The sequence below is a fragment of the Actinoplanes sp. NPDC049599 genome, assembly GCF_044465625.1.
GTDB lineage: Bacteria > Actinomycetota > Actinomycetes > Mycobacteriales > Micromonosporaceae > Actinoplanes.
The window spans coordinates 145,475-163,531 of sequence record NZ_JBITLX010000004.1 but is presented as its reverse complement, the minus strand read 5'-3'; the positions used below and the strand labels follow the sequence as shown (position 1 = coordinate 163,531).

The 18,057-nt window shown below is 72.9% G+C and carries 16 protein-coding genes; 11 read left to right on the top strand and 5 right to left on the bottom strand.

Translation table 11 applies throughout. The features are described 5' to 3' along the window. The first annotated feature begins 95 nt into the window (after positions 1 to 95). Genes ACIBQZ_RS09750 through ACIBQZ_RS09735 form a run of 4 tightly spaced genes read left to right on the top strand, consistent with a single transcriptional unit; the run spans position 96 to position 3,992 of the window. The gene (locus ACIBQZ_RS09750) at positions 96 to 1,103 is read left to right on the top strand and encodes an efflux RND transporter periplasmic adaptor subunit (protein WP_396088110.1); all 1,008 of its coding nucleotides are present in this window, start codon (positions 96 to 98) and stop codon (positions 1,101 to 1,103) included. Next, on the top strand, positions 1,100 to 1,789 hold the full coding sequence (locus ACIBQZ_RS09745) for an ABC transporter ATP-binding protein (RefSeq protein WP_396088109.1): 690 nt from the start codon (positions 1,100 to 1,102) through the stop codon (positions 1,787 to 1,789). The genes ACIBQZ_RS09750 and ACIBQZ_RS09745 overlap by 4 nt, the downstream gene beginning before the upstream one ends. Further along, complete coding sequence (locus tag ACIBQZ_RS09740) at positions 1,786 to 3,066, top strand: FtsX-like permease family protein (RefSeq protein ID WP_396088108.1); 1,281 nt, start codon at positions 1,786 to 1,788, stop codon at positions 3,064 to 3,066. The genes ACIBQZ_RS09745 and ACIBQZ_RS09740 overlap by 4 nt, the downstream gene beginning before the upstream one ends. 20 nt (positions 3,067 to 3,086) lie before the next feature. After that, entirely contained in the window at positions 3,087 to 3,992 is a 906-nt protein-coding gene (locus ACIBQZ_RS09735; RefSeq protein WP_396088107.1) for a RimK family alpha-L-glutamate ligase, read from the top strand. Here the strand turns inward: ACIBQZ_RS09735 and ACIBQZ_RS09730 are convergent. Continuing rightward, the gene (locus tag ACIBQZ_RS09730) at positions 3,989 to 5,314 is read right to left on the bottom strand and encodes a hypothetical protein (protein ID WP_396088106.1); all 1,326 of its coding nucleotides are present in this window, start codon (positions 5,312 to 5,314) and stop codon (positions 3,989 to 3,991) included. The genes ACIBQZ_RS09735 and ACIBQZ_RS09730 overlap by 4 nt on opposite strands. A gap of 151 nt (positions 5,315 to 5,465) precedes the next feature. On the opposite strand from ACIBQZ_RS09730, the gene ACIBQZ_RS09725 reads away from it, so the two are divergent. From ACIBQZ_RS09725 to ACIBQZ_RS09715, 3 genes are read left to right on the top strand one after another with little or no spacing between them, the layout of a single operon-like run. Then, entirely contained in the window at positions 5,466 to 6,767 is a 1,302-nt protein-coding gene (locus ACIBQZ_RS09725; RefSeq protein WP_396088105.1) for a hypothetical protein, read from the top strand. Positions 6,768 to 6,805: 38 nt separating this feature from the next. Then, positions 6,806 to 8,032: an AAA family ATPase gene (locus tag ACIBQZ_RS09720; RefSeq protein WP_396088104.1), complete on the top strand. Its 1,227-nt coding sequence runs from the start codon at positions 6,806 to 6,808 to the stop codon at positions 8,030 to 8,032. After that, a complete protein-coding gene (locus ACIBQZ_RS09715) occupies positions 8,029 to 9,246 on the top strand; it encodes a VWA-like domain-containing protein (RefSeq protein WP_396088102.1) in 1,218 nt (405 codons plus the stop codon). Before ACIBQZ_RS09720 ends, ACIBQZ_RS09715 begins: the two co-directional genes overlap by 4 nt. Here the strand turns inward: ACIBQZ_RS09715 and ACIBQZ_RS09710 are convergent. Both ACIBQZ_RS09710 and ACIBQZ_RS09705 read right to left on the bottom strand, forming a co-directional pair. Next, complete coding sequence (locus tag ACIBQZ_RS09710; RefSeq protein WP_396088100.1) at positions 9,230 to 10,441, bottom strand: hypothetical protein; 1,212 nt, start codon at positions 10,439 to 10,441, stop codon at positions 9,230 to 9,232. The genes ACIBQZ_RS09715 and ACIBQZ_RS09710 overlap by 17 nt on opposite strands. Beyond that, on the bottom strand, positions 10,438 to 12,036 hold the full coding sequence (locus ACIBQZ_RS09705) for a YncE family protein (protein WP_396088099.1): 1,599 nt from the start codon (positions 12,034 to 12,036) through the stop codon (positions 10,438 to 10,440). The genes ACIBQZ_RS09710 and ACIBQZ_RS09705 overlap by 4 nt, the downstream gene beginning before the upstream one ends. A 293-nt stretch (positions 12,037 to 12,329) precedes the next feature. Here ACIBQZ_RS09705 and ACIBQZ_RS09700 point away from each other — a divergent pair, with 293 nt between their 5' ends. The 4 genes from ACIBQZ_RS09700 to ACIBQZ_RS09685 all read left to right on the top strand — a co-directional run bounded on the left by ACIBQZ_RS09700 (position 12,330) and on the right by ACIBQZ_RS09685 (position 16,282). Beyond that, positions 12,330 to 12,725: a hypothetical protein gene (locus ACIBQZ_RS09700; RefSeq protein WP_396088098.1), complete on the top strand. Its 396-nt coding sequence runs from the start codon at positions 12,330 to 12,332 to the stop codon at positions 12,723 to 12,725. Positions 12,726 to 12,799: 74 nt separating this feature from the next. Then, positions 12,800 to 13,810, top strand: coding sequence for a heme-binding protein (locus tag ACIBQZ_RS09695; protein ID WP_396088097.1), 1,011 nt, complete (start codon positions 12,800 to 12,802; stop codon positions 13,808 to 13,810). A gap of 97 nt (positions 13,811 to 13,907) precedes the next feature. Continuing rightward, positions 13,908 to 14,267: a nucleotide pyrophosphohydrolase gene (locus ACIBQZ_RS09690; RefSeq protein ID WP_396088391.1), complete on the top strand. Its 360-nt coding sequence runs from the start codon at positions 13,908 to 13,910 to the stop codon at positions 14,265 to 14,267. A 119-nt stretch (positions 14,268 to 14,386) separates the two neighbouring features. Beyond that, positions 14,387 to 16,282 (top strand): DNA/RNA helicase domain-containing protein, encoded by a 1,896-nt coding sequence (locus ACIBQZ_RS09685; RefSeq protein WP_396088096.1) that lies wholly within the window; start codon positions 14,387 to 14,389, stop codon positions 16,280 to 16,282. 10 nt (positions 16,283 to 16,292) lie between these two features. On the opposite strand, the gene ACIBQZ_RS09680 is transcribed toward ACIBQZ_RS09685, so the two are convergent. Beyond that, complete coding sequence (locus ACIBQZ_RS09680; RefSeq protein ID WP_396088095.1) at positions 16,293 to 17,096, bottom strand: SAM-dependent methyltransferase; 804 nt, start codon at positions 17,094 to 17,096, stop codon at positions 16,293 to 16,295. Beyond that, the gene (locus ACIBQZ_RS09675; RefSeq protein ID WP_396088094.1) at positions 17,093 to 18,028 is read right to left on the bottom strand and encodes a helix-turn-helix domain-containing protein; all 936 of its coding nucleotides are present in this window, start codon (positions 18,026 to 18,028) and stop codon (positions 17,093 to 17,095) included. The genes ACIBQZ_RS09680 and ACIBQZ_RS09675 overlap by 4 nt, the downstream gene beginning before the upstream one ends. Positions 18,029 to 18,057 lie beyond the last annotated feature (29 nt).

Below are 18,057 nucleotides of genomic sequence, written 5' to 3'. Positions count from 1 at the left end.
ACCGTGATTCCGGGGGCTTGCCAGGCCCAGGTACCGTCTGCGAGCGCCGCTCGGATAAGGGCGGAGATATCGGCCGAAAAGACAAAGGGGAACCGGTGGACGGACGCACACTGCTGCCGCGGGCACTCGTGGGGATGTCCGTCGTGGCGGCCCTGGCCGGCTGCAGCGGCTCCGCGGACAAGGCGGAGACGCCCAGCCTGGAAGCCCGCGGGACGGTGCTGACCACGGTGCAGCCGTCCCGGCAGGACCTCACCAACAAGATCAGCCTGAACGGCAAGGTGGCGATCAACCCGGTCTACGGCATCGTGGCGCCCGCCGACGGCGAGCTGCGCTACGTGCAGCGGCAGCCGTCGACCACGGCCAGCACCCAGGCGACCTGGGTGGCGACGGTCTGGGACCACGGCACGCCGCACAAGGTGCTGATGCCCCGGAACTCGATCCTGGCCGGCCGGCTGCTGGACGACCGCACCACGGTCACCGCCGGGATGCCCGTCATCTCGGCCAAGCGCGCCGGGTACGCGGTCGTCGCGGACATCGACAGCGCGCTGGCGTACCGGATCTCCGGCTCGGCCAAGTCGGTCACCGGCCAGATCAAGAACGGCCCGGGGCCGTTCGCCTGCAAGCCGCTGGGCACGATCGCGGCCCTGCCGGCCGGGACCATCCCCGAGCCGCCGCCGGCCACCCCGGACCCGGACGCCACCGGCGAGGCGAAGAACCCGGCCGAGCAGCTGGACCCGCCCGCGGCCGGCGGCGGCGAGGGATCGGAGCCGACCGGCCTGCGGCTGGTCTGCACCGCGGCCAAGGGCACCAAGCTGATCAACGGCGCCGCGGTCACCCTCGAGATGGTCACCGCCGAGGCCAAGGACGTGCTGGTGCTGCCGATCGAGGCGGTCGCCGGCACCCAGGGCACGGGCAAGGTCGACGTGGTCGGCGCGGACCGGGTCCGCAAGACCGTCGACGTGACCCTCGGCCTCACCGACGGCAAGGTCGTGCAGATCAAGAAGGGGCTCAAGGGCGACGAGACCGTGGCGATCCCCGGCCCCAACCTGCCGGCCGCGCCCGAGGGCCAGCCCGAGGACCAGCCGTCCGGGGCCGTGGGATGACCGCGCTGATCGAGCTGACCGGCATCACCAAGATCCTCAAGGGCCAGCAGGAACCGCGGACCATCCTGGCCGGCGTCGACCTGACCGTGCAGGCCGGCGAGAGCGTGGCGATCGTCGGGCGTTCCGGCTCCGGCAAGAGCACCCTGCTCAGCGTGCTGGGCCTGTTCGACCGGGCCGACGAGGGCAGCTACCTGCTGGCCGGCCAGGACATCAGCCGGCTGCCCGAGCGCAAGGCCGCCAAGCTGCGCAGCTCCGACTTCGGCTTCGTGTTCCAGCGCTTCTTCCTGCTCAAGCACCTGACCGCCGCGCAGAACGTGTCGATGGCGCTGGTCAACGGCCAGGGCTGGCTGCCCCGGCGGGAACGCCGCGCCCGCGTCCTGCAGGCCCTCGACCAGGTCGGCATCGCGCACCTGGCGAAGAGCCGCCCGGCCAAGATGTCCGGCGGCGAGCAGCAGCGGGTGGCGATCGCCCGGGCCCTGGTCCGCGAGCCGAAGGTGCTGCTGGCCGACGAGCCGACCGGCGCGCTGGACACCGACACCGGCACCGCGGTCATCGATTCCCTGCTGGCCGCCACCGGCCGCGGCTGCGGCCTGGTGCTGGTCACCCACGACCGGGACCACGCCGCCCGGATGGGCCGCACCCTGGACCTGGTCGACGGCGTGCTCACCCAGCGGGTGAGCGCATGAGGCGGCTCTCCGGCCGGTTCCGCTCCGCGCTCATCATCGGGTTGCAGGGCATCCGGGCCCGCAAGCTGCGCACGCTGCTGTCGATGGTCAGCCTCTTCCTCGGCGTGCTCGCCGTGGTGGTCGTGCAGGCCGGCGCCAGCATCGCGGACCGCGCGCTGCTCTCCGACATCGAGCTCACCTCGGCCGTCGACGGCACCACGATCATCAGCATGGGGATGGAGCCCAAGGGCACGGCCATCGTCACCGACACGGTGGCGGGCCGCTCCGACGCGGTGGCCATGCTCAACGTCTCCGCGACCATCGGCGAACCCAACGTCGCCCCGGTCAACCCCGGCGCCGCGCCGTTCGGCGAGGACTGGGGCGGCGGCATGGTCTGCTACGGCAACGGGCCGTGCGAGCCGGCCGACGTGCTGCCCAAGGGCCAGGCCATCGAGGTGCGGCTGACCGCGATGACCGCCGACGTGCGCCCGTTCCGGCCGTTGCGCCCGCAGACCGGGCAGTGGCTCGACTTCACCACGGTGCCGGCGATGGCGCCGCGGCTGATCGTCAACCTCGAAGCGGCCAAGGGCTTCGCGCAGTACAAGGTGCCCGCCGAGATGCGCATCGGCGGCGGGAGCACGAACATCACCCCGCAGTTCGTCGGCGTGGTCGACGACGGTGACTCCCAGCCGCGCGCCTACGTCCGGCTCGACGAGCTGACCACCTGGCTGTCCGGCGCCGGCCTGGCCGGGCCCGCCATGAACGGCGACATGCAGGTGCTGGTCGCCCCGGGCAGCCCGGTCCAGCAGGTGCTGGCCACCAAGCTCAAGGGCGCCGGCCTGGACTCCTACGCCGAGACGGTCAACGCTCGCGAGCAGCTGGAGGGCGAGCTCAAGCTGCTCCGCCTGGTCTTCCTCGCGATGGCGGGGCTGGTGCTGCTGATCGGCGTGGCCGGCATCCTCAACGTCGGGCTGGCCACCGTGGGCGAACGGGTCGAGGAGTTCGCGCTGCGCCGGGCGGTCGGCACGCCGCGGCTGCTGCTGGCCGGGATCGTGCTGGCCGAGACGCTGCTGACCGGCCTGTTCACGGCCGCCGCGGCGATCGGGCTGAGCGCGGTCGGGCTGAAGGCCGTCTCCGCGCTGCTCGGCGACTCCGAGCCGTTCCTGCGCGACCTGCAGTTCCCCTGGGAGGCCGGCCTGGCCGGCATCATCGCGGGCCTGGTGGCGGGCGTGCTCGGCGGGTTCATCCCGGCCCTGCGTGCCGCGGGCATCCCGATCGCTACTGTGATGCGAGCCTGACCCCGGACCCGGAGATCACCTTGCACATCGGCCTGCTCACCACCGACACGCCGTTACTGGCCGACCACGACACGGACACCGCGCCGCTGCTCGCCGGGCTCACCGCTGCCGGCCTGCGGGCGAGCGCGCCGGTGTGGCACGACCCGGCGGTCGACTGGGCGGCGTTCGACCTGCTGGTGATCCGGTCACCCTGGGACTATCCGGAGCGGTACGCCGAGTTCACCGGCTGGCTCGACCGGGCGGCCGGCCGCACCCGGATCCTGAACGCGCCGGACCTGATCCGCTGGAACATCGACAAGCGCTACCTGGCCGACCTCCACGCCCAGGGCATCCCGGTCGTGCCGTACACGTTCTGCGGCACGACCGCCGAGGCCGAGGCCGCGATCGGGCGGCTGGCGCCGGGCCGGGTCATCGTCAAGCCCACGGTCTCGGCCGGCTCGCGGGACACCGGCCTGTTCCAGCCGGACGACCCGCGAGCCCGCGAGCTGGCGGGCCGCATCCTCGCCGCGGGCAAGACCCCGATGGTCCAGCCGGCCGTCGAGGAGGTCATCACGCACGGCGAGAACGCGCTGTTCTTCCTCAACGGCGAGTACGCGTACGCGTGCCACAAAGGACCGATCCTGCTGCCCGGCGGCGGCTACATCGGCGGCGAGTACACCGAGGAGATCACCCGGGCCGAGCCCGCCGCCGCGGAGATCGAGCTGGGCCGCCGGGCGATCGCCGCGCTCGCCCGGATCGCCGCGCGCCGGGGTTTCGCCGCCGACGCCGGGCAGCCGCTCTACGCCCGGGTCGACATCGCGTCGCGGCAGGGTGCGGTGCCGCAGATCATCGAGGTTGAGCTCTTCGAGCCCGCCTACTTCAGCGCCGTCGTGCCGGAAGCCGTCGGCCACTTCGTCGAGGCCGTCCGCCGGCGCCTCCGGTCCTAGCCGGGGCCGTCGACGACCTCGCCGCCGGACCATTCGACGATCCGGGCCTGCACCTGCTTGGTCAGGTTGATGTCGTCCGGGACGAAGATCTCGTGGCCCTCGCCGTCGGCCGGCAGCGCGCCGGCGGTGGCGAAGTAGTCCCACAGGTGGAAGGTGTCGCTCCAGGCCGGCACCGCCACGAACTCCTTGCCGCCCGGGAAGGTCAGCGCGATGCTGAGCCGGCGCAGCGCCGTCGAGGTGCCGGCCGGCCGGCCCCAGACCTCGAACCGGGCCGGCGAGACCGGGAACACCGCGCACCACAGCGGGTCCGGCCAGCGCTGCCCGGCCTGCGCCAGCGCCAGCTCCGGGTCGTCGAGATAGTCGGCCTCCGCCGGGCAGTACGGCGTGACGGCCCCCGGATGCACCAGCAGCCCACCGCGGACCATCACCTCCAGGGTCAGCTCGATGGTCACGCCGCCGCCGGTCACCACGTCGAGCCGGTTGCACAGGGTGGTGTACGAGCCGTAGCTGTCCCGCCAGCGGTCGTGGAAGCTGCCGATCAGGAAGCGCACCAGCGGGAACGGCTCGCCGACCCGGACCGGAAGCGGGGGTATCCCGGCCACCGCCTGCTCCGCGTCCTCGCGGTAGGAGACCGGCCGGCGCTCGGGCGGCACGTCGGCCAGCCGGGCGGCCTCGGCCCGCACCCGGGCCACGTCGGCGGCGAACTGCGCCGCGCGGTGGTCGTAGAAGCGTTTCCACAGCTGCTGGCCGGCCCAGCGGTACTCCTCCTCGGCCCGCAGCGCCTCGGTCAGCTCGCTCGCCGTCGGCAACCGGCGCCCGGCCAGAATGGCCAACCCGACGGCCTGCTGCTCGGTCAGCACGACCACCGCGTCGCTGGGCACCTCGTACTGGTCGTGCTGGTCGTAGAGCACCTGGGACGCGGGCAGCGCGCGCCAGCCGTGCTCCGGCTGGTCGTGGATCACCCGGTCCCGGTGCCGCGACCACAGCCCGATCCAGTGCACCGCGGTGCAGTCGCCGTGGAAGCGCCCGACGTAGGTCTCCGCGGTCCGCTCCGGTCCACTGGCGACGTGGGCCGCCCACGGCTGCCGGGCGTCCGGGGTGCGGAACGCGTCGACCACCTCGAAGCCCAGGCGGGACATCTCCCGGGCCACCACGGCGGCGGTGAACGGCTCGTCGGACCAGAGCAGGAAGTTGTGCTCGTAGCGGGCGCTCAGCTTGTCGCTGATGCCGCACACCGTGCAGTAGCGGACGCCGAGCACCGGCCGGGCCGCCGGTGGATACTCCCGGTACGGCTCCGCCTCGGTGTGCTCGAAAGTCACCATCAGCCCCCGTCCGGCCCTTTCCCGTCAGCCTATGGCCGGGCCGCTACCGGCTTGAAGTCTCTTTTCGTCGGGTTTCATCAGTGGTACGTTGCCCCGCGATGACTACTTTCTCTGGTCGAATGGGGGTCCTGTCCGCAGAAGGTGAGCGCTGATGCGCCCACGGAACGCGGACGGCGAATCCCGTCTCTGCTGCTGGCTGCGCGTGCGCGAGTACGCAGTGCCGCCCTCGATGATCGAGTCTGCGACCGCCCGCCGGGCCGACGGTGACTGGTCGGCCGCGTGTGCCGCGGCTCGGGTCGACATCGAACTGAATCTGCGGGTGCTGGCCCGTACCCATGGCACCGAGCTCGCGGCCCGGATCCGGGCCGATCTCCGGCACCTCGCCCCCGACCTGCTGCGCTGGCACCTGCCGCGGATCGCACCGGACGGCCTGCTGCGCCCCGGCCTGACCATCTCCCTGGCCCGGTACGCCGGCGGCGCCCTGCACCTGGTCGTCCGCACGCCACCCGCCTGGGCCGACGCCGGTCAGCGCTTCAGTCTCGCGCTGTGGGACCGGTACGCGCCGAGCGGCGCCCGTCCGGACCGACGCTTCCGGCTCGACCTGCACCGCCACCTGTGGGACGCCCGCCGCGCCGGTGAGCTGCGGGAACGGTCCGGAGGGGACGGCGCCGGCGAGGTGCCCGCGGGCCTGCCGCGCGGCTGCGCCGTGGAGCGCTGGCCGGCCGAGGCGGCGCTCCTGCTCCGCGCGGAGGGCCAGGACGCGGGTGCGGTCACCGTACGGCTCGGCGGGCGCCGCCGGCTGACCCTGCGACCGGCCGGCGCGACGGTCCGGATCACGGCGGAACCGGTGCGGGGCTGGGCCGCCGCGCTGCCGGTGCTGCCCGACGCCGCCACCTGGGTGCTGCCCGACCTGGCCCTGCTGCGCGCCGGGCTGATCACCCCGGACCGGCTGCATCCGCTGGTCGCCGCGGCGCTGGCCCCGGATCACCCCACCGGCGGCACGCACCCGCCGCCGCCCGCCGCCGATCCCCGCCTGGTCGAGTGCCGTGGCGCCGTGCACCGGATCGGCCTGGTGAACGGGGTGCTGGTCCCGCTGGACCACGGCCCGGACGAGCTGCGCCGCGAGGAGCTGCTGGTCGCGCTGACCGGCACACCCATGGCCTGCCTCCAGGCGATCGACGAGGCTCACCGCGGTCCGGCGGAGCTCGCCGACGTGCGGGCCCGGCTGGATCACGGTGACGCCGCCGGGGCGCTCGCCGTCGTCGAAGCCCTGCTCGGCCCGGACGCGCTCCTGCGCAGCGGCGGTGTCCGCGAGGAGCTGGAGACCGCGGTCCTGCGCCGGGTCACCCACGGGCTGTACCGGGCCGGGCTCGCCGGGCGCGGACCGCTGCGCGACGACCAGGACCGTCGCCGTGCCCACCGCGGCCGCCCGCGGCATGCCACCACCCGCTGACCTGCCTCATCCCTGCGCACCCCTCAAGGTGATCAACTATGTCTGCTGCCGCCCGTACGCTCCGCCTCGACGTCGCCGCCGACCTGCTCACGCTGCTGCGCGACACCACCACCGAGCCGCGCCCCGACATCCAGCTGGAGGCGCTGACCCTGGCGGTGGCCGCCGATCTGCCCGTACTGCTGTGGGGTGAGCCGGGCATCGGCAAGACCGCGGCGTTGCAGCAGCTCGCCGCCGCCCTGGAGCTGCCCTTGACCACGGTCATCGCCAGCGTGCACGAGCCGTCCGACTTCTCCGGCCTGCCCGTGGTCGGCGCCGACCCGGCCGTCCAGGGTGTCCCGATGGCCCCGCCGGACTGGGCCGTGCGCCTGGTGCACCAGGGCCGCGGCCTGCTGTTCCTCGACGAGCTCTCCACCGCGCCGCCGGCCGTGCAGGCCGCCCTGCTCCGCCTGGTGCTGGAGCGCCGGGTCGGCGCGCTGAAGCTGCCGCCCGGAATCCGGATCGTCGCGGCCGCCAACCCGCGGTCCTCGGCGGCCGACGGCTGGGAGCTGAGCGCGCCGCTGGCCAACCGGTTCGTGCACCTCCAGTGGCTGCACGACCACGACGTTGTCGTCCGCGGCCTCGGCGGGACGTGGCCGCGCGCCGCGCTGCCCGAGCTCGACCCGGCCCTGCTGCCCGAGGCGGTCACGTTCGCCCGCCGGGCGGTCTGCGGGTTCCTCACCGTGCGCTCCGCGCTGGTGCATCAGCTGCCGACCAACGAGGTCCGTCGCGGCGGGCCGTGGCCGTCGCCGCGGAGCTGGGAGATGGCGCTGTCGCTGATCGCCTTCGGCACCGCCGCGGGCACCTCGCGGGAGGTGCTGTCCATGCTGGTGCGCGGGACGGTGGGGGACGGCCCGGGCCTGGAACTGCTGGCGTTCCTGGACCGGATGGACCTGCCCGACCCCGAGACGCTGCTGGCCGACCCGGCCGCGGCCACCCTGCCCGACCGGGGCGACCTGCGCCAGATCGTGCTGGACGGCGTGGTCGAGGCGGTCCGCAAGCGGCCGGAGCGGGAGCGCTGGGACGCGGCCTGGGCGCTGCTGGTCCGCGCGCTCGAGACCGGGGCGCCGGACCTGGTGGTCGTGCCCGCGAGCACCCTGGCCGCGCTGCGCCGGCCGGACTGGGAGGTGCCGGCCGCCGTCGACCGGCTGGCCGGCGCGGTGTCGCTGTCCCGGCGGGCGGACCGGGCCGGCGCCCGGGTGGCGACCGCGGCGGGGCGCCGCCGATGACGCTCGACCGGGACAAGCTGTTCGCCGCCCGGCTCCACGCCGTCCGGGCCCGGCCGTACCTGGCGACCGCGCTGTTCGCGCTGCACCCGGTGGAGTCGCCGCGGGTGCCCACGATGGCCGTCGACCGGCACTGGCGGTGCTACGTCTCGCCGGCGTTCGTCGACCGCACGCCGGTGGAGGAGCTGGCCGGCGTGTGGGTCCACGAGGTCTCCCACCTGCTGCGCGACCACCACGGCCGGGGCGACCGGTACGCGACCGCGCACGACCTCACCGGCCCGGGGGAGCGGCTGCGGATGAACATCGCCGCGGACCTGGAGATCAACGACGACGTGTACGGCGACGGCCTGGCCACCCCCGCGGGCGCGCTGCAGCCGGCGATGCTGCGGCTGTCCCCGGGTCAGCTGATGGAGGACTACCTCGGGCAGTTCCGGCTGGGGCCGTACACGCAGGGGATGGTCTGGCTGGACTGCGGCAGCGGCGCCGACGGGCTGGAGCGGGAGTGGGACCTGGGCGCCGAGGGCCCGCCCGGGCTCAGCCCGCAGGAGCAGGACGCCGTCCGGTTCCGGGTGGCGCAGGGCATCACCGGGCAGCCGGGCGACGTCGCGCGGGGCTGGCGGCGCTGGGCGGAGGAGGCGTTCCATCCGCCGCAGCCGTGGCGGGACCTGCTGGGTGCGGCCATCCGGGCCGCGGCCACCGCCTCCGGTACGGGCGAGGACTACACGTACGGCCGCCCGGCGCGCCGGTCCGCGAGCCTGCCCGGCGTCATCCTGCCCAGCCTGCGCCGCCGGCCGCCGCAGGTCTCGGTGGTCGTCGACACCTCCGGCTCGGTCAGCGACGCCGAGCTGGGCAGCGCACTGCTGGAGATCGCCGCGATCGGCCGGGCCGTGGGCGGCCGGCGCGACCTGGTCACCGTGCTGCCCTGCGACGCGGCGGCCCGGATCGTGCACCCGCTGTGCCGGGCCGAGGGCATCCCGCTGCTCGGCGGCGGCGGCACGGACATGCGTACGGGCTTTGCGACGGCGCTGCGGACCACCCCGCGACCCGACGTCGTGGTGATCCTGACCGACGGGCAGACCCCCTGGCCCACCGCGCAGCCGGCCTGCCGGACGGTGGTGGGCCTGTTCCCCCGGAACCGGCAGTCGTACCGCGAGGACTCCGCGTACCAGCCGAGGAGGCCGCCGGAGTGGGCGCGGGTGGTCACGATCGCCGCGTGACCCGGGCCTCCGTGTCGTGCCACGGCCCGGCCGGCGCCTGCTGCACCCACGCGGGCACCGGCCCGGCGATCTCGGCCGGCGCGCTCCGGCGTACCGGGGCCGGGACCGGGACCGGGACCGGGACCTCGTCCGCGTCGGCGTCCGGGGTCGGCGGCTGGTGCCAGATCGGCTGCACCCGCGGCGGCGGGGTCCACTCCAACTCGCCCACCGCCGGCGCGGCCAGGGCGGCCCGGGCCCGCTGCGGCGGCTTCCAGATCGGCGGTGCGCCCCACCAGATGATCCGCTCGGCGTGCGTCTCGCGGGCCGGCTGCGCCGAGGCGGCGATCGCCAGCCGCTGGGGTGCGGCGGTCAGGGCCTCCGGGCCGTCGGCGGTCACCTCGGGTCCGGACGCGCCGGCCAGCAGCACGGCCGCGCCGACCACGACCAGGCCCGCGATCATGGCCGGCAGCTCCCAGCCGGGCCGCACCGCGTCGCCGAGGATCGCCAGCGCGACGGCGGAGGGCGCGATCACCTCGGCGATCCAGAGCACCGCGGTCACCGGCCCGACCTGGCCGTTCTGCAGCGCGTGGGTGTAGAGCAGCATCCCGCCGACGGCGAACACGAGCAGCGCCCAGACCAGCGGCTCCATCGCGATGGCCAGCGCGGTCCCGCCCACCCCCGACCCTGCGGGCATGGGCAGCGCGCGCCCGGCCAGCGCCGCCCCGCCGAGCAGGAGCCCGGCCACCGCCGCGACGGCGCCGGGCGACCCGGTCCTGGTCGCGCCCCAGCCGATCACAGCAAGGCAGACCGCGGCGGAACAGAGCAGCAGCCGCAGGCCGGTGGTCGCCGCGACGGTCTCCTGCGGCCCGGCCGAACTGGCCAGCACGGTCAGCGCGGCGACGGAGACCAGCACGGCCACCACGTCCCGGGTCCGGAGCCGGGCCTTCAGGAAGATCCGGGCCAGCACCACGGTCACCGCCAGCGAACCGGCCAGCACCGCCTCGACCAGGTAGACCGCGAGCTCCTGGAGCGCGACCATCGAGCCGGCGAAGGCCACCAGGTCCAGGGCGACGCCGATCAGGTACAGCGGGTGGCCCAGGGCACGCACCGTGGAGGCGCTGCGCCGGGCGCCGACGGCCTGCAGGATCGATCCGCCGGCGTAGCAGAACGAGCAGAACACGGCGATCGCCAGCGCGGTCCACCCGGCGGTTGTCATCGCTGTCCCGCGCTGATCCGCAGCACGGAGAGCGTGTTGTCGTCGCCGTTGGAGACGTACGCGAGGCTGCCGTCGGGGGAGACCGCGATCGTGCGCGGGCTGCGGCCGACCCGGACCGTGGCGGTCACTCTGCCGGTGCGCCCGTCCAGCACGGTCACTGTGTTGCCGCCCTCGTTCACCACGTACGCGTGCGCACCGTCGCCGGCGAACGCCACGTCCTGCGGCTGTTTACCGACCTTGAACGGGCCGGCCCGCTTCAGCGTGCGGGCGTCGATGAGATCGGCGGTGTTGGCCTCGTACCCGGCGACCAGCACGGTCCTGCCGTCCGGCGAGACGGCGATGCTGTGCGGCGCCTTGCTCACCGGCACCGACTTCACCAGCCGGTTGGTCCTGGTGTCGAGCACCGAGACCACATTCGACTCGTGGTTCGGCGTGTACGCCCGCTTGAGCGGCGCGGAGAAGGCGACCGAGTGCGGGTTGGGCGGCACCAGCACCTTGCCGCCGGCCCGCCGCCCGTCGGCGCTGTAGATCTCGACCCGGCGCTCACTGTGGATCGGCACCCAGAGCCGCCCGTCCGGCCCGACCGCCAACGTGTACGGCTGCACCCCGGTGGCCAGGTACCGGGCGACCTTGCGGGTGGCGGTGTCGACCACGGCCACGCCGCTGCCGGACTTGTCGTCCTCGTACATCGAGACGAAGGCGAGCGCCCCGTCGCGGGACAGGGCGACGAACCGGGGCGTGTTGCGCAGCTTGACCGAGGTGACCCGCCGGCTGGCCGCGTCCACCACCGACAGCACACGGGAATTCTGGTTGGCGACAAAGACCGTACGGCTGTCCGGCGAGACGGCGATGCCTTCCGGCTCGGTGCCCACCCGGATCGTGCCCACCACGGTCGGCTTGGCGAGGCTGGCGACGCTCTGGGCCAGTGGTACGCGTACCACCCCGCCCGGCGCGGGCGCGGGCGCGGCAGTGGTCGGGGCGACGGCCTCGGGCGCCGTCGAGGACTCCAGCGCCAGCGCGGCGGTCGGCGGCGGGCTTTCCTCGCCGCCCCTGGTCAGGGCCACGGCGACACCCGCGCCGCCGAGCAGCACCCCGGCGGTCAGCGCGGCCAGCAGCACCGGGACGCGGCCCTGCTTGCGGGCGGCCGGTGCGGGGGCGAGCACGGTCACCCGGGTCGCGTGCGGATCGTCGAGCTCGGGGAACTCCTCCTCGAGCTCGGCCCGGGACTCCGGCGCGGCGGCCACCACCTGCCCGGTCACCCGGACGTCGGCCCAGCCGGCCGGGCCGCGCACCGTGACGGTGCCGTCGAGCCAGTCCGAGGAGGGCAGCCAGGCGATCCGCAGGTGCCGACCGGCCAGCACGGCCCGCAGCCCGGGCCCGGCGACGGTGACGGCGGCCGCGGCGGCCAGCGGTGGCCCCTCGACCAGCACCTCCGCCACCAGCCGGGGCGTGCCCGGGGCGACCCGGCCGAAGTGCACCTGGTCCGGGTTGAGCCGCACGGTGGTGCGTTCGAGTGCCGCGGCTGCTGCCGCCGCGACACTGCGGCTGTCCTCTTCGGTCAGCCGCATCAGCGTGAACCGCGACGCAGCTGCCATCGCGAGATCGGCACCGTTCGCGAGCCGCTCCAGTTCGCCCACGGCTTTCAGGCGAGTCTCACGGACCGAACTGTCGATCTCGGTCTGCACCTGCTCCGGCAACAATTTTTCACTCATAGTGTCCCCGGAGTCATTCTGCGTGACGATCGGCATCGACGAAACCCTCAGACCGAAATTGGCATCTGCCGATCAAATCGACCGCCCGACCGGCGCAGGTTGACACCCGTCGGCGCGGCGTAGTGCAATTGAATAGAGCTTCACTCTATTCAACCTGCAGACGGGACCCGTACGCCGTGACCACTCGCAAGAGCGCCACCCTCCTGGTGGCCCTGATCCTCAGCACCGGCGCCGTCCTGTCCGGGTGCGCCGAGGAAGCCAAGCCCGACGGCGCCACGGCCATCCCGGCGGCCAAGCCGACCGAGGAAGCCGCGGACGGCTGCGGCGACGCCCCGGCCAAGGTCAAGAAGCACCTGAACGACTCCGCCGTCGAGTCGGTGATCATCGAGGGCCAGTGCACGAGCATCGTGGTCGCCACCAAGCTGGCCGACGAGGACGTCGCCACCGCCCGGAAGTTGTGCGACACCGCCGGCGAGGTCGCCTACACCGGCGACATCAACTCGGTCAGCGTGCTGAGCGCGTCGGGGGAGGAACTGTCCAACGGCATCACCGGCATGAAGTGCCTGCCCTGATCGCGGCCGGGCGGTATCAGGAGCGCGTACCGGTGCGTCTGTCTGTCTGACATCAACACCGGAAAGGCGCCGCCATGACCGAAACAGCAAACGTCGCACGGCTGCGGAGCGAGGGGCGACACCTCGAACCGGCCCGCACCGGCGACCCGGACCTCGGCCCCTTCCAGCTGCTGCCCGGCACCTGGGCGAACAAGCCCAACCTGCCCGGCCGCGGCTGGAACATGATCGCGTTGCCGTTCGTCCAGCCCGCCGGCAGCACCTTCCCGCCGCCGTACCGTCTGCTGCTCAACCAGTTCAACGAGGAGCTCAAGTTCCAGCTGGTCGACAAGGCGGTGCCCAACCGCGGCCTCGACCTGGCCACGCCCGCGAACACCGACCAGGTCATCGTCACGCTCGACTACGAGCAGTCGATCGCCCAGATCGCCGCGGAGGACTTCCCGCTGAGCGGCCTGGCCGGCGCGCCCGACCTGGCCATCCACCACGAACCGGGCCTGCTGCTGAACATGACGAACGAGGTGGGCGCCGGCCCCGACATCGCCCGCCTGGCGACCATCCCGCACGGCGACGCGGCGCTGGCCCTGGGCAACGCCCGCCTCGAGACGGGGATGCCGGCGGTGCCGGTGGTCAACGCCCTGCCGATCGGCGTCAACCAGGACATCGAGGCCAACCGGTATCTGCTGCCGTACAAGCACTTCCACGACAACCTGTTCAGGAACCTGTTCGACCCCACCGACCCGACCGCGCTGCTGACGGTCGCCAACCAGGGCGTCGACATCGTCCGCACCACGGTCCTGGAGTTCGACACGACCGTCGAGTCCGGCGGCATCAACAACATCCCGTTCGTCGTGCGGCAGGCGAACGCCTCGGAGATGAAGGCGACGTTCTTCATCCAGGAGCTGGCCGAGACCGACGAGCAGGGCCGGCCCAAGCTGCGCCTGCAGTACGTGCAGGTGGTCCAGCTGGACTTCTTCCCGCGGCTGGACGGCGGGCCGGGCCGGATCAAGTGGCCGCACGTCAGCATCAACACGCTGGAGAAGGTGACCGAAGAGGTCAACACCGAGTCGTACGCGGCCATGCCGAGCTAGTCACCCGCGAGGGCCGCGGCGGGTGCGCCGTCGCGGCCCTAACATGGTGGTGACCCGCCCCGCCCCGACGTTGCCAGGTAGGAAGCCGTTGTCCTCCATCGCCGAGCTCACCGACCGCGTCCGGGCCTTCGCGCGGGAACGCGACTGGGACCGGTTCCACACCCCGAAGAACCTGGCGATGGCGCTGGCCGGCGAGGTCGGCGAACTCCTGGCCGAACTCCAATGGCTCACCCCGGAACAATCGGCGGCGGTCATGACGGACGAGGAACTCGGACCACGCGTCCGCGCCGAGATCGGCGACGTGACCATCTACCTGACCCGGCTGGCCGACGTGCTGGGCATCGACCTGGTGCAAGCGGCACTGGACAAGCTGGAGGACTCCGGCCGCCGCTACACCGTGGAAGCCGCCCACGGCTCGGTCAAGAAGCTCCCCGCCGATCACCCACCCGGCGCATAGCGACGCGATAACGGTGTCGCTACAGTCTGTGCTGTCCGTATGCGGTCCGACAGGCTTCCGGTACCTGGATATGCCTCCCATCCGCACGATCAATTCGTGCTGCCCGGGAGTAACAGTCCATGTCGGCATTCCGCGTGTCCGCGGCCGGTCTGCTCCGCCTCGCCACGGAAGGCACCCTCGCCGACCGGATCGCCGAGCAGGTCTGGATGAGCGGGCACGGCGTGAGCCCCGCCGAGCGCAATGCGTGGGGCCGAAGCCTCTCCGTCCTCGCGCAGGACCTCGCCGACGCGGGCCTGGACGCCGTCGAGGTGCTGGTCGAGTACCAGCTGCCGCTGACCAGCCGGCGAATCGACGCCGTCCTGGCCGGTGTTCACCCGAGGACCGGCGAGGACTCCTTCGTCGTCGTCGAACTCAAGCAGTGGTCCTACGCCACCCGCTACGAGGACTCGGACACCCTGGTGGATGTCGAGCACGCCCCCGGACCGCGGTTGCATCCCGGCATCCAGGTCGGCGACTACTGCCAGTACCTGATCGACTTCCTCGGCCTGCTCGCCGGGCAGGGCAACACCGTGCGGGGGGCTGCATACCTGCACAACGCGGCCGACCGGGACATCGCCGAACTCTTCGAGCGCCCGGCCACCGACCGGAGCCGCATCTTCACCAAGCAACGCCGCGGCGACTTCCTCGACTACCTGCGCGCCGCGCTGGATGCCGGCGAGCCGGGCGCCGCCGCCGCGGACCGGTTCCTGAAGAGCACCGTGCGGCCGAGCCGGCACCTGCTCACCTACGCCGCCCGCGAACTGAAGGAACGCTCGCACTTCACCCTGCTGGACGAGCAGCGGGTGGCCTACGAACTGGTCCTGCACGCGGTGGAACGAGCCCGCGCCGCGGACCACAAGAGCGTCGTGGTGGTATCCGGCGGCCCGGGCAGCGGCAAGAGCGTCATCGCGCTGAGCCTGCTCGGCGAGCTCGCCCGGCAGGGCCGGCCGGCGCTGCACGCCACCGGCTCGAAGTCCTTCACCCAGACGCTGCGCCGCTACGCGGGCAAAGGATCGCCCCGGCTGAAGAATATGTTCCTGTACTTCAACAGCTTCATGACCGCCGACCGCAACGGCATCGACGTGCTGATCTGCGACGAAGCCCACCGCATCCGGGAGACGTCGGTCAACCGCTTCACCCGCTCGGCCCAGCGCCAGGGTGCCCGCTCGCAGCTGGAGGAGCTGCTCGCCGCGGCCCGGGTGCCGGTGTTCCTGCTCGACGAGCACCAGGTGGTGAAGCCCGGGGAGCTGGGCAACGTTGACATCATCACGACGTACGCCAAGAAGCTGAACCTCGAGGTCGACGTCGTGTCGCTGCATGACCAGTTCCGCTGCGGTGGCAGCGAAGCCTACGAACGGTGGGTCCTCAGCCTGCTGGGTCTCACCTCCCAGCCGCCCGCCGGATGGGAGGGAGACGGCCGCTTCGACCTGCGGCTGGCCGAAACGCCGGAGGAGATGGAGTCCTTCCTCGCGGCGAAGCAAGCGGCCGGCGAGACCGCTCGCATGGCCGCCGGCTATTGCTGGCCGTGGAGCGATCCCCGGCCCGACGGCACGCTGGTCAGCGACGTCCGGGTCGGCGGCTGGTCGCGGCCGTGGAACGTCAAGAGCGACCGTAGCGTCGGCGACGCGCCCGGCAGTCCCTTCTGGGCCACGGATCCACAGGGCTTCGGCCAGGTCGGCTGTGTCTACACCGCGCAGGGCTTCGAGTACGAATGGTCCGGCGTCATCATCGGACCCGACCTCGTCGCGAGGGGCGGCCGGCTGGTCACCAACCGCGACGAGTTCAAGGACCCCACTTTCCGCAGCCGCAAGACCGTCAGCGACGCCGAAGCCGACCGGCTGATCCGCAACACCTACAAGGTGCTGATGACCCGGGGGATGCGCGGCACCGTCCTCTACGCCGTGGACGCCGAGACCCGGGCCTTCCTGGCCGGGCTGATCAGCGCGCGCCGAGGGCTGGAGACCGTCTACCGGTAGCCGTGGCGCATTACGGTTTGCGGGCCACCCCGACCAGGTTGTGCAGCGGCGGCGTCCCGCCCGGGTCGAGGCGCCAGCGGGTGACGTCGACCAGGCCCGGCTCGACCAGCTCCAGGCCGGCGAAGTAGCCGGCGATCTCCTCCGGGCTGCGCATCGCGTACGGCGGGTTGGCCGTCGCGTTCCAGATCTTCATGACCTCGTTCAGCTCGGGGTTGGTGTTGGTGCCGTCGACCACCACCAGGTAGCTGCCGGGGGCCAGGGCGTCCATGATCCGCCGGACGATGGTCTGCGCCTCCTCGGCCGTGGGCAGGTGGGCGAGGATGCCGGAGAGCATCAGCGCGACCGGCTTGCCGAAGTCCAGCGTGCGGCCCGCCTCCCGGAGGATCGTCGCCGTGTCGCGCAGGTCGGCGTCGATGTAGTCGGTGGCGCCATCGGGGCCGCTGGTCAGCAGGGCGCGGGCGTGCACCAGCACGAGCGGGTCGTAGTCGACGTAGACGATGCGGGATTCCGGGGCCACCTCCTGGGCCACCTCGTGGGTGTTGTTGGTGGTGGGCAGCCCGGTGCCGATGTCGAGGAACTGCCGGACGCCCGCCTCGCCGGCCAGGAACCGCACGGCCCGGTTGAGCACGGCCCGGTCGGCGCGGGCGATGTCGACGATGATCGGGTACTCCTTCGCGATCTGGTCGCCGAGGTCCCGGTCGACGGCGTAGTTGTCCTTGCCGCCGAGCCAGTAGTTCCACACCCGAGCCGTCTGCGGAATCGTGGTGTCGATCTTCGACGCCTCTTCCTCGGACAACTCTGTCCCGTCGGTCATGAGCCATGCCCTTCGTCTATGACTGTCCATTGTGGATCAGCGCCAGGATGGTCGAGGTCATCGATGATCCGGGCCAGGATGCGCGGGGTGTCCGCCAGGGGCGCGGCCTCGACGAAAAGCCGGTTCACCGCGTCGAAGTAGAAGTCGACGTCCGCGCGGCCGTCCAGATACAGCGCACTGGTGAGCTGCTCGAGGTACACCAGGTCGGGCACGTCCTGCTGGGGGAACCGCAGGATGGTGAACGAGCCACCGGCCGCGGCGTGCCCACCGGCGGCGAGCGGGAGCACCTGCAGCCGGACATGCGGCACCTTGGTCACGATGGCGATCAGCGCCTCGAGCTGGTCCCGCATGACCCGCGGGCTGCCGACCGGGCGGCGCAGCGCCGCCTCGTCCACCACCGCCCACAGCTTCGGCGGGTGCGGCCGGCTGAGGACCTGCTGCCGTTCCACCCGCAGCCGGACCCGGCGGGCGATCTCCTCGCGTCGGCCGGCGCCGGGCCCGAGCGGGATGACGGCCCGGGCGTACTCCTCGGTCTGCAGCAGACCCGGGACGAACTGCACCTCGTAGGTGCGGATCAGCGCGGCCGTCGCCTCCAGGCCGAGATAACGCTGGAACCAGTTCGGCGTCACGTCGCTATAGGAATGCCCCCAGCCCGGCGCATTGGCTTCGCGGACGCGGGCCAGCAATGCCGCCCGTTCCTGATCGTCGTGGATGTCGTAACAGGACAGCAGGGCGAGGACATCGCGTTCCGCGAAACCGTCCCGGCCCAGCTCCATCCGGCGGATCGCCGGTTCCGCGCAGCCGCTCACCGCGGCGGCCTCGGCCCTGGTCAAACCGCGTTCCTCACGCAATCTGCGGAGATAGGCGCCGACAAGAATGCGTACGGCGGTCGGGCCGTCACCGGCCTGCTCCTGCTGGGATGATCTGCCCACCGCACACCTCCGGCCCTTTTCCCGACATC

What these genes read in the sequence shown, in the direction of transcription:
- ACIBQZ_RS09695 (WP_396088097.1), top strand. Translation starts at nt 12,800, where the DNA reads ATGACCGAAACAGCAAACGTCGCACGGCTGCGGAGCGAGGGGCGACAC.
- ACIBQZ_RS09730 (WP_396088106.1), bottom strand. Translation starts at nt 5,314, where the DNA reads ATGGTGACTTTCGAGCACACCGAGGCGGAGCCGTACCGGGAGTATCCA.
- ACIBQZ_RS09745 (WP_396088109.1), top strand. Translation starts at nt 1,100, where the DNA reads ATGACCGCGCTGATCGAGCTGACCGGCATCACCAAGATCCTCAAGGGC.
- ACIBQZ_RS09685 (WP_396088096.1), top strand. Translation starts at nt 14,387, where the DNA reads ATGTCGGCATTCCGCGTGTCCGCGGCCGGTCTGCTCCGCCTCGCCACG.
- ACIBQZ_RS09715 (WP_396088102.1), top strand. Translation starts at nt 8,029, where the DNA reads ATGACGCTCGACCGGGACAAGCTGTTCGCCGCCCGGCTCCACGCCGTC.
- ACIBQZ_RS09705 (WP_396088099.1), bottom strand. Translation starts at nt 12,036, where the DNA reads ATGGCAGCTGCGTCGCGGTTCACGCTGATGCGGCTGACCGAAGAGGAC.
- ACIBQZ_RS09740 (WP_396088108.1), top strand. Translation starts at nt 1,786, where the DNA reads ATGAGGCGGCTCTCCGGCCGGTTCCGCTCCGCGCTCATCATCGGGTTG.
- ACIBQZ_RS09680 (WP_396088095.1), bottom strand. Translation starts at nt 17,096, where the DNA reads ATGACCGACGGGACAGAGTTGTCCGAGGAAGAGGCGTCGAAGATCGAC.
- ACIBQZ_RS09720 (WP_396088104.1), top strand. Translation starts at nt 6,806, where the DNA reads ATGTCTGCTGCCGCCCGTACGCTCCGCCTCGACGTCGCCGCCGACCTG.
- ACIBQZ_RS09725 (WP_396088105.1), top strand. Translation starts at nt 5,466, where the DNA reads ATGCGCCCACGGAACGCGGACGGCGAATCCCGTCTCTGCTGCTGGCTG.
- ACIBQZ_RS09710 (WP_396088100.1), bottom strand. Translation starts at nt 10,441, where the DNA reads ATGACAACCGCCGGGTGGACCGCGCTGGCGATCGCCGTGTTCTGCTCG.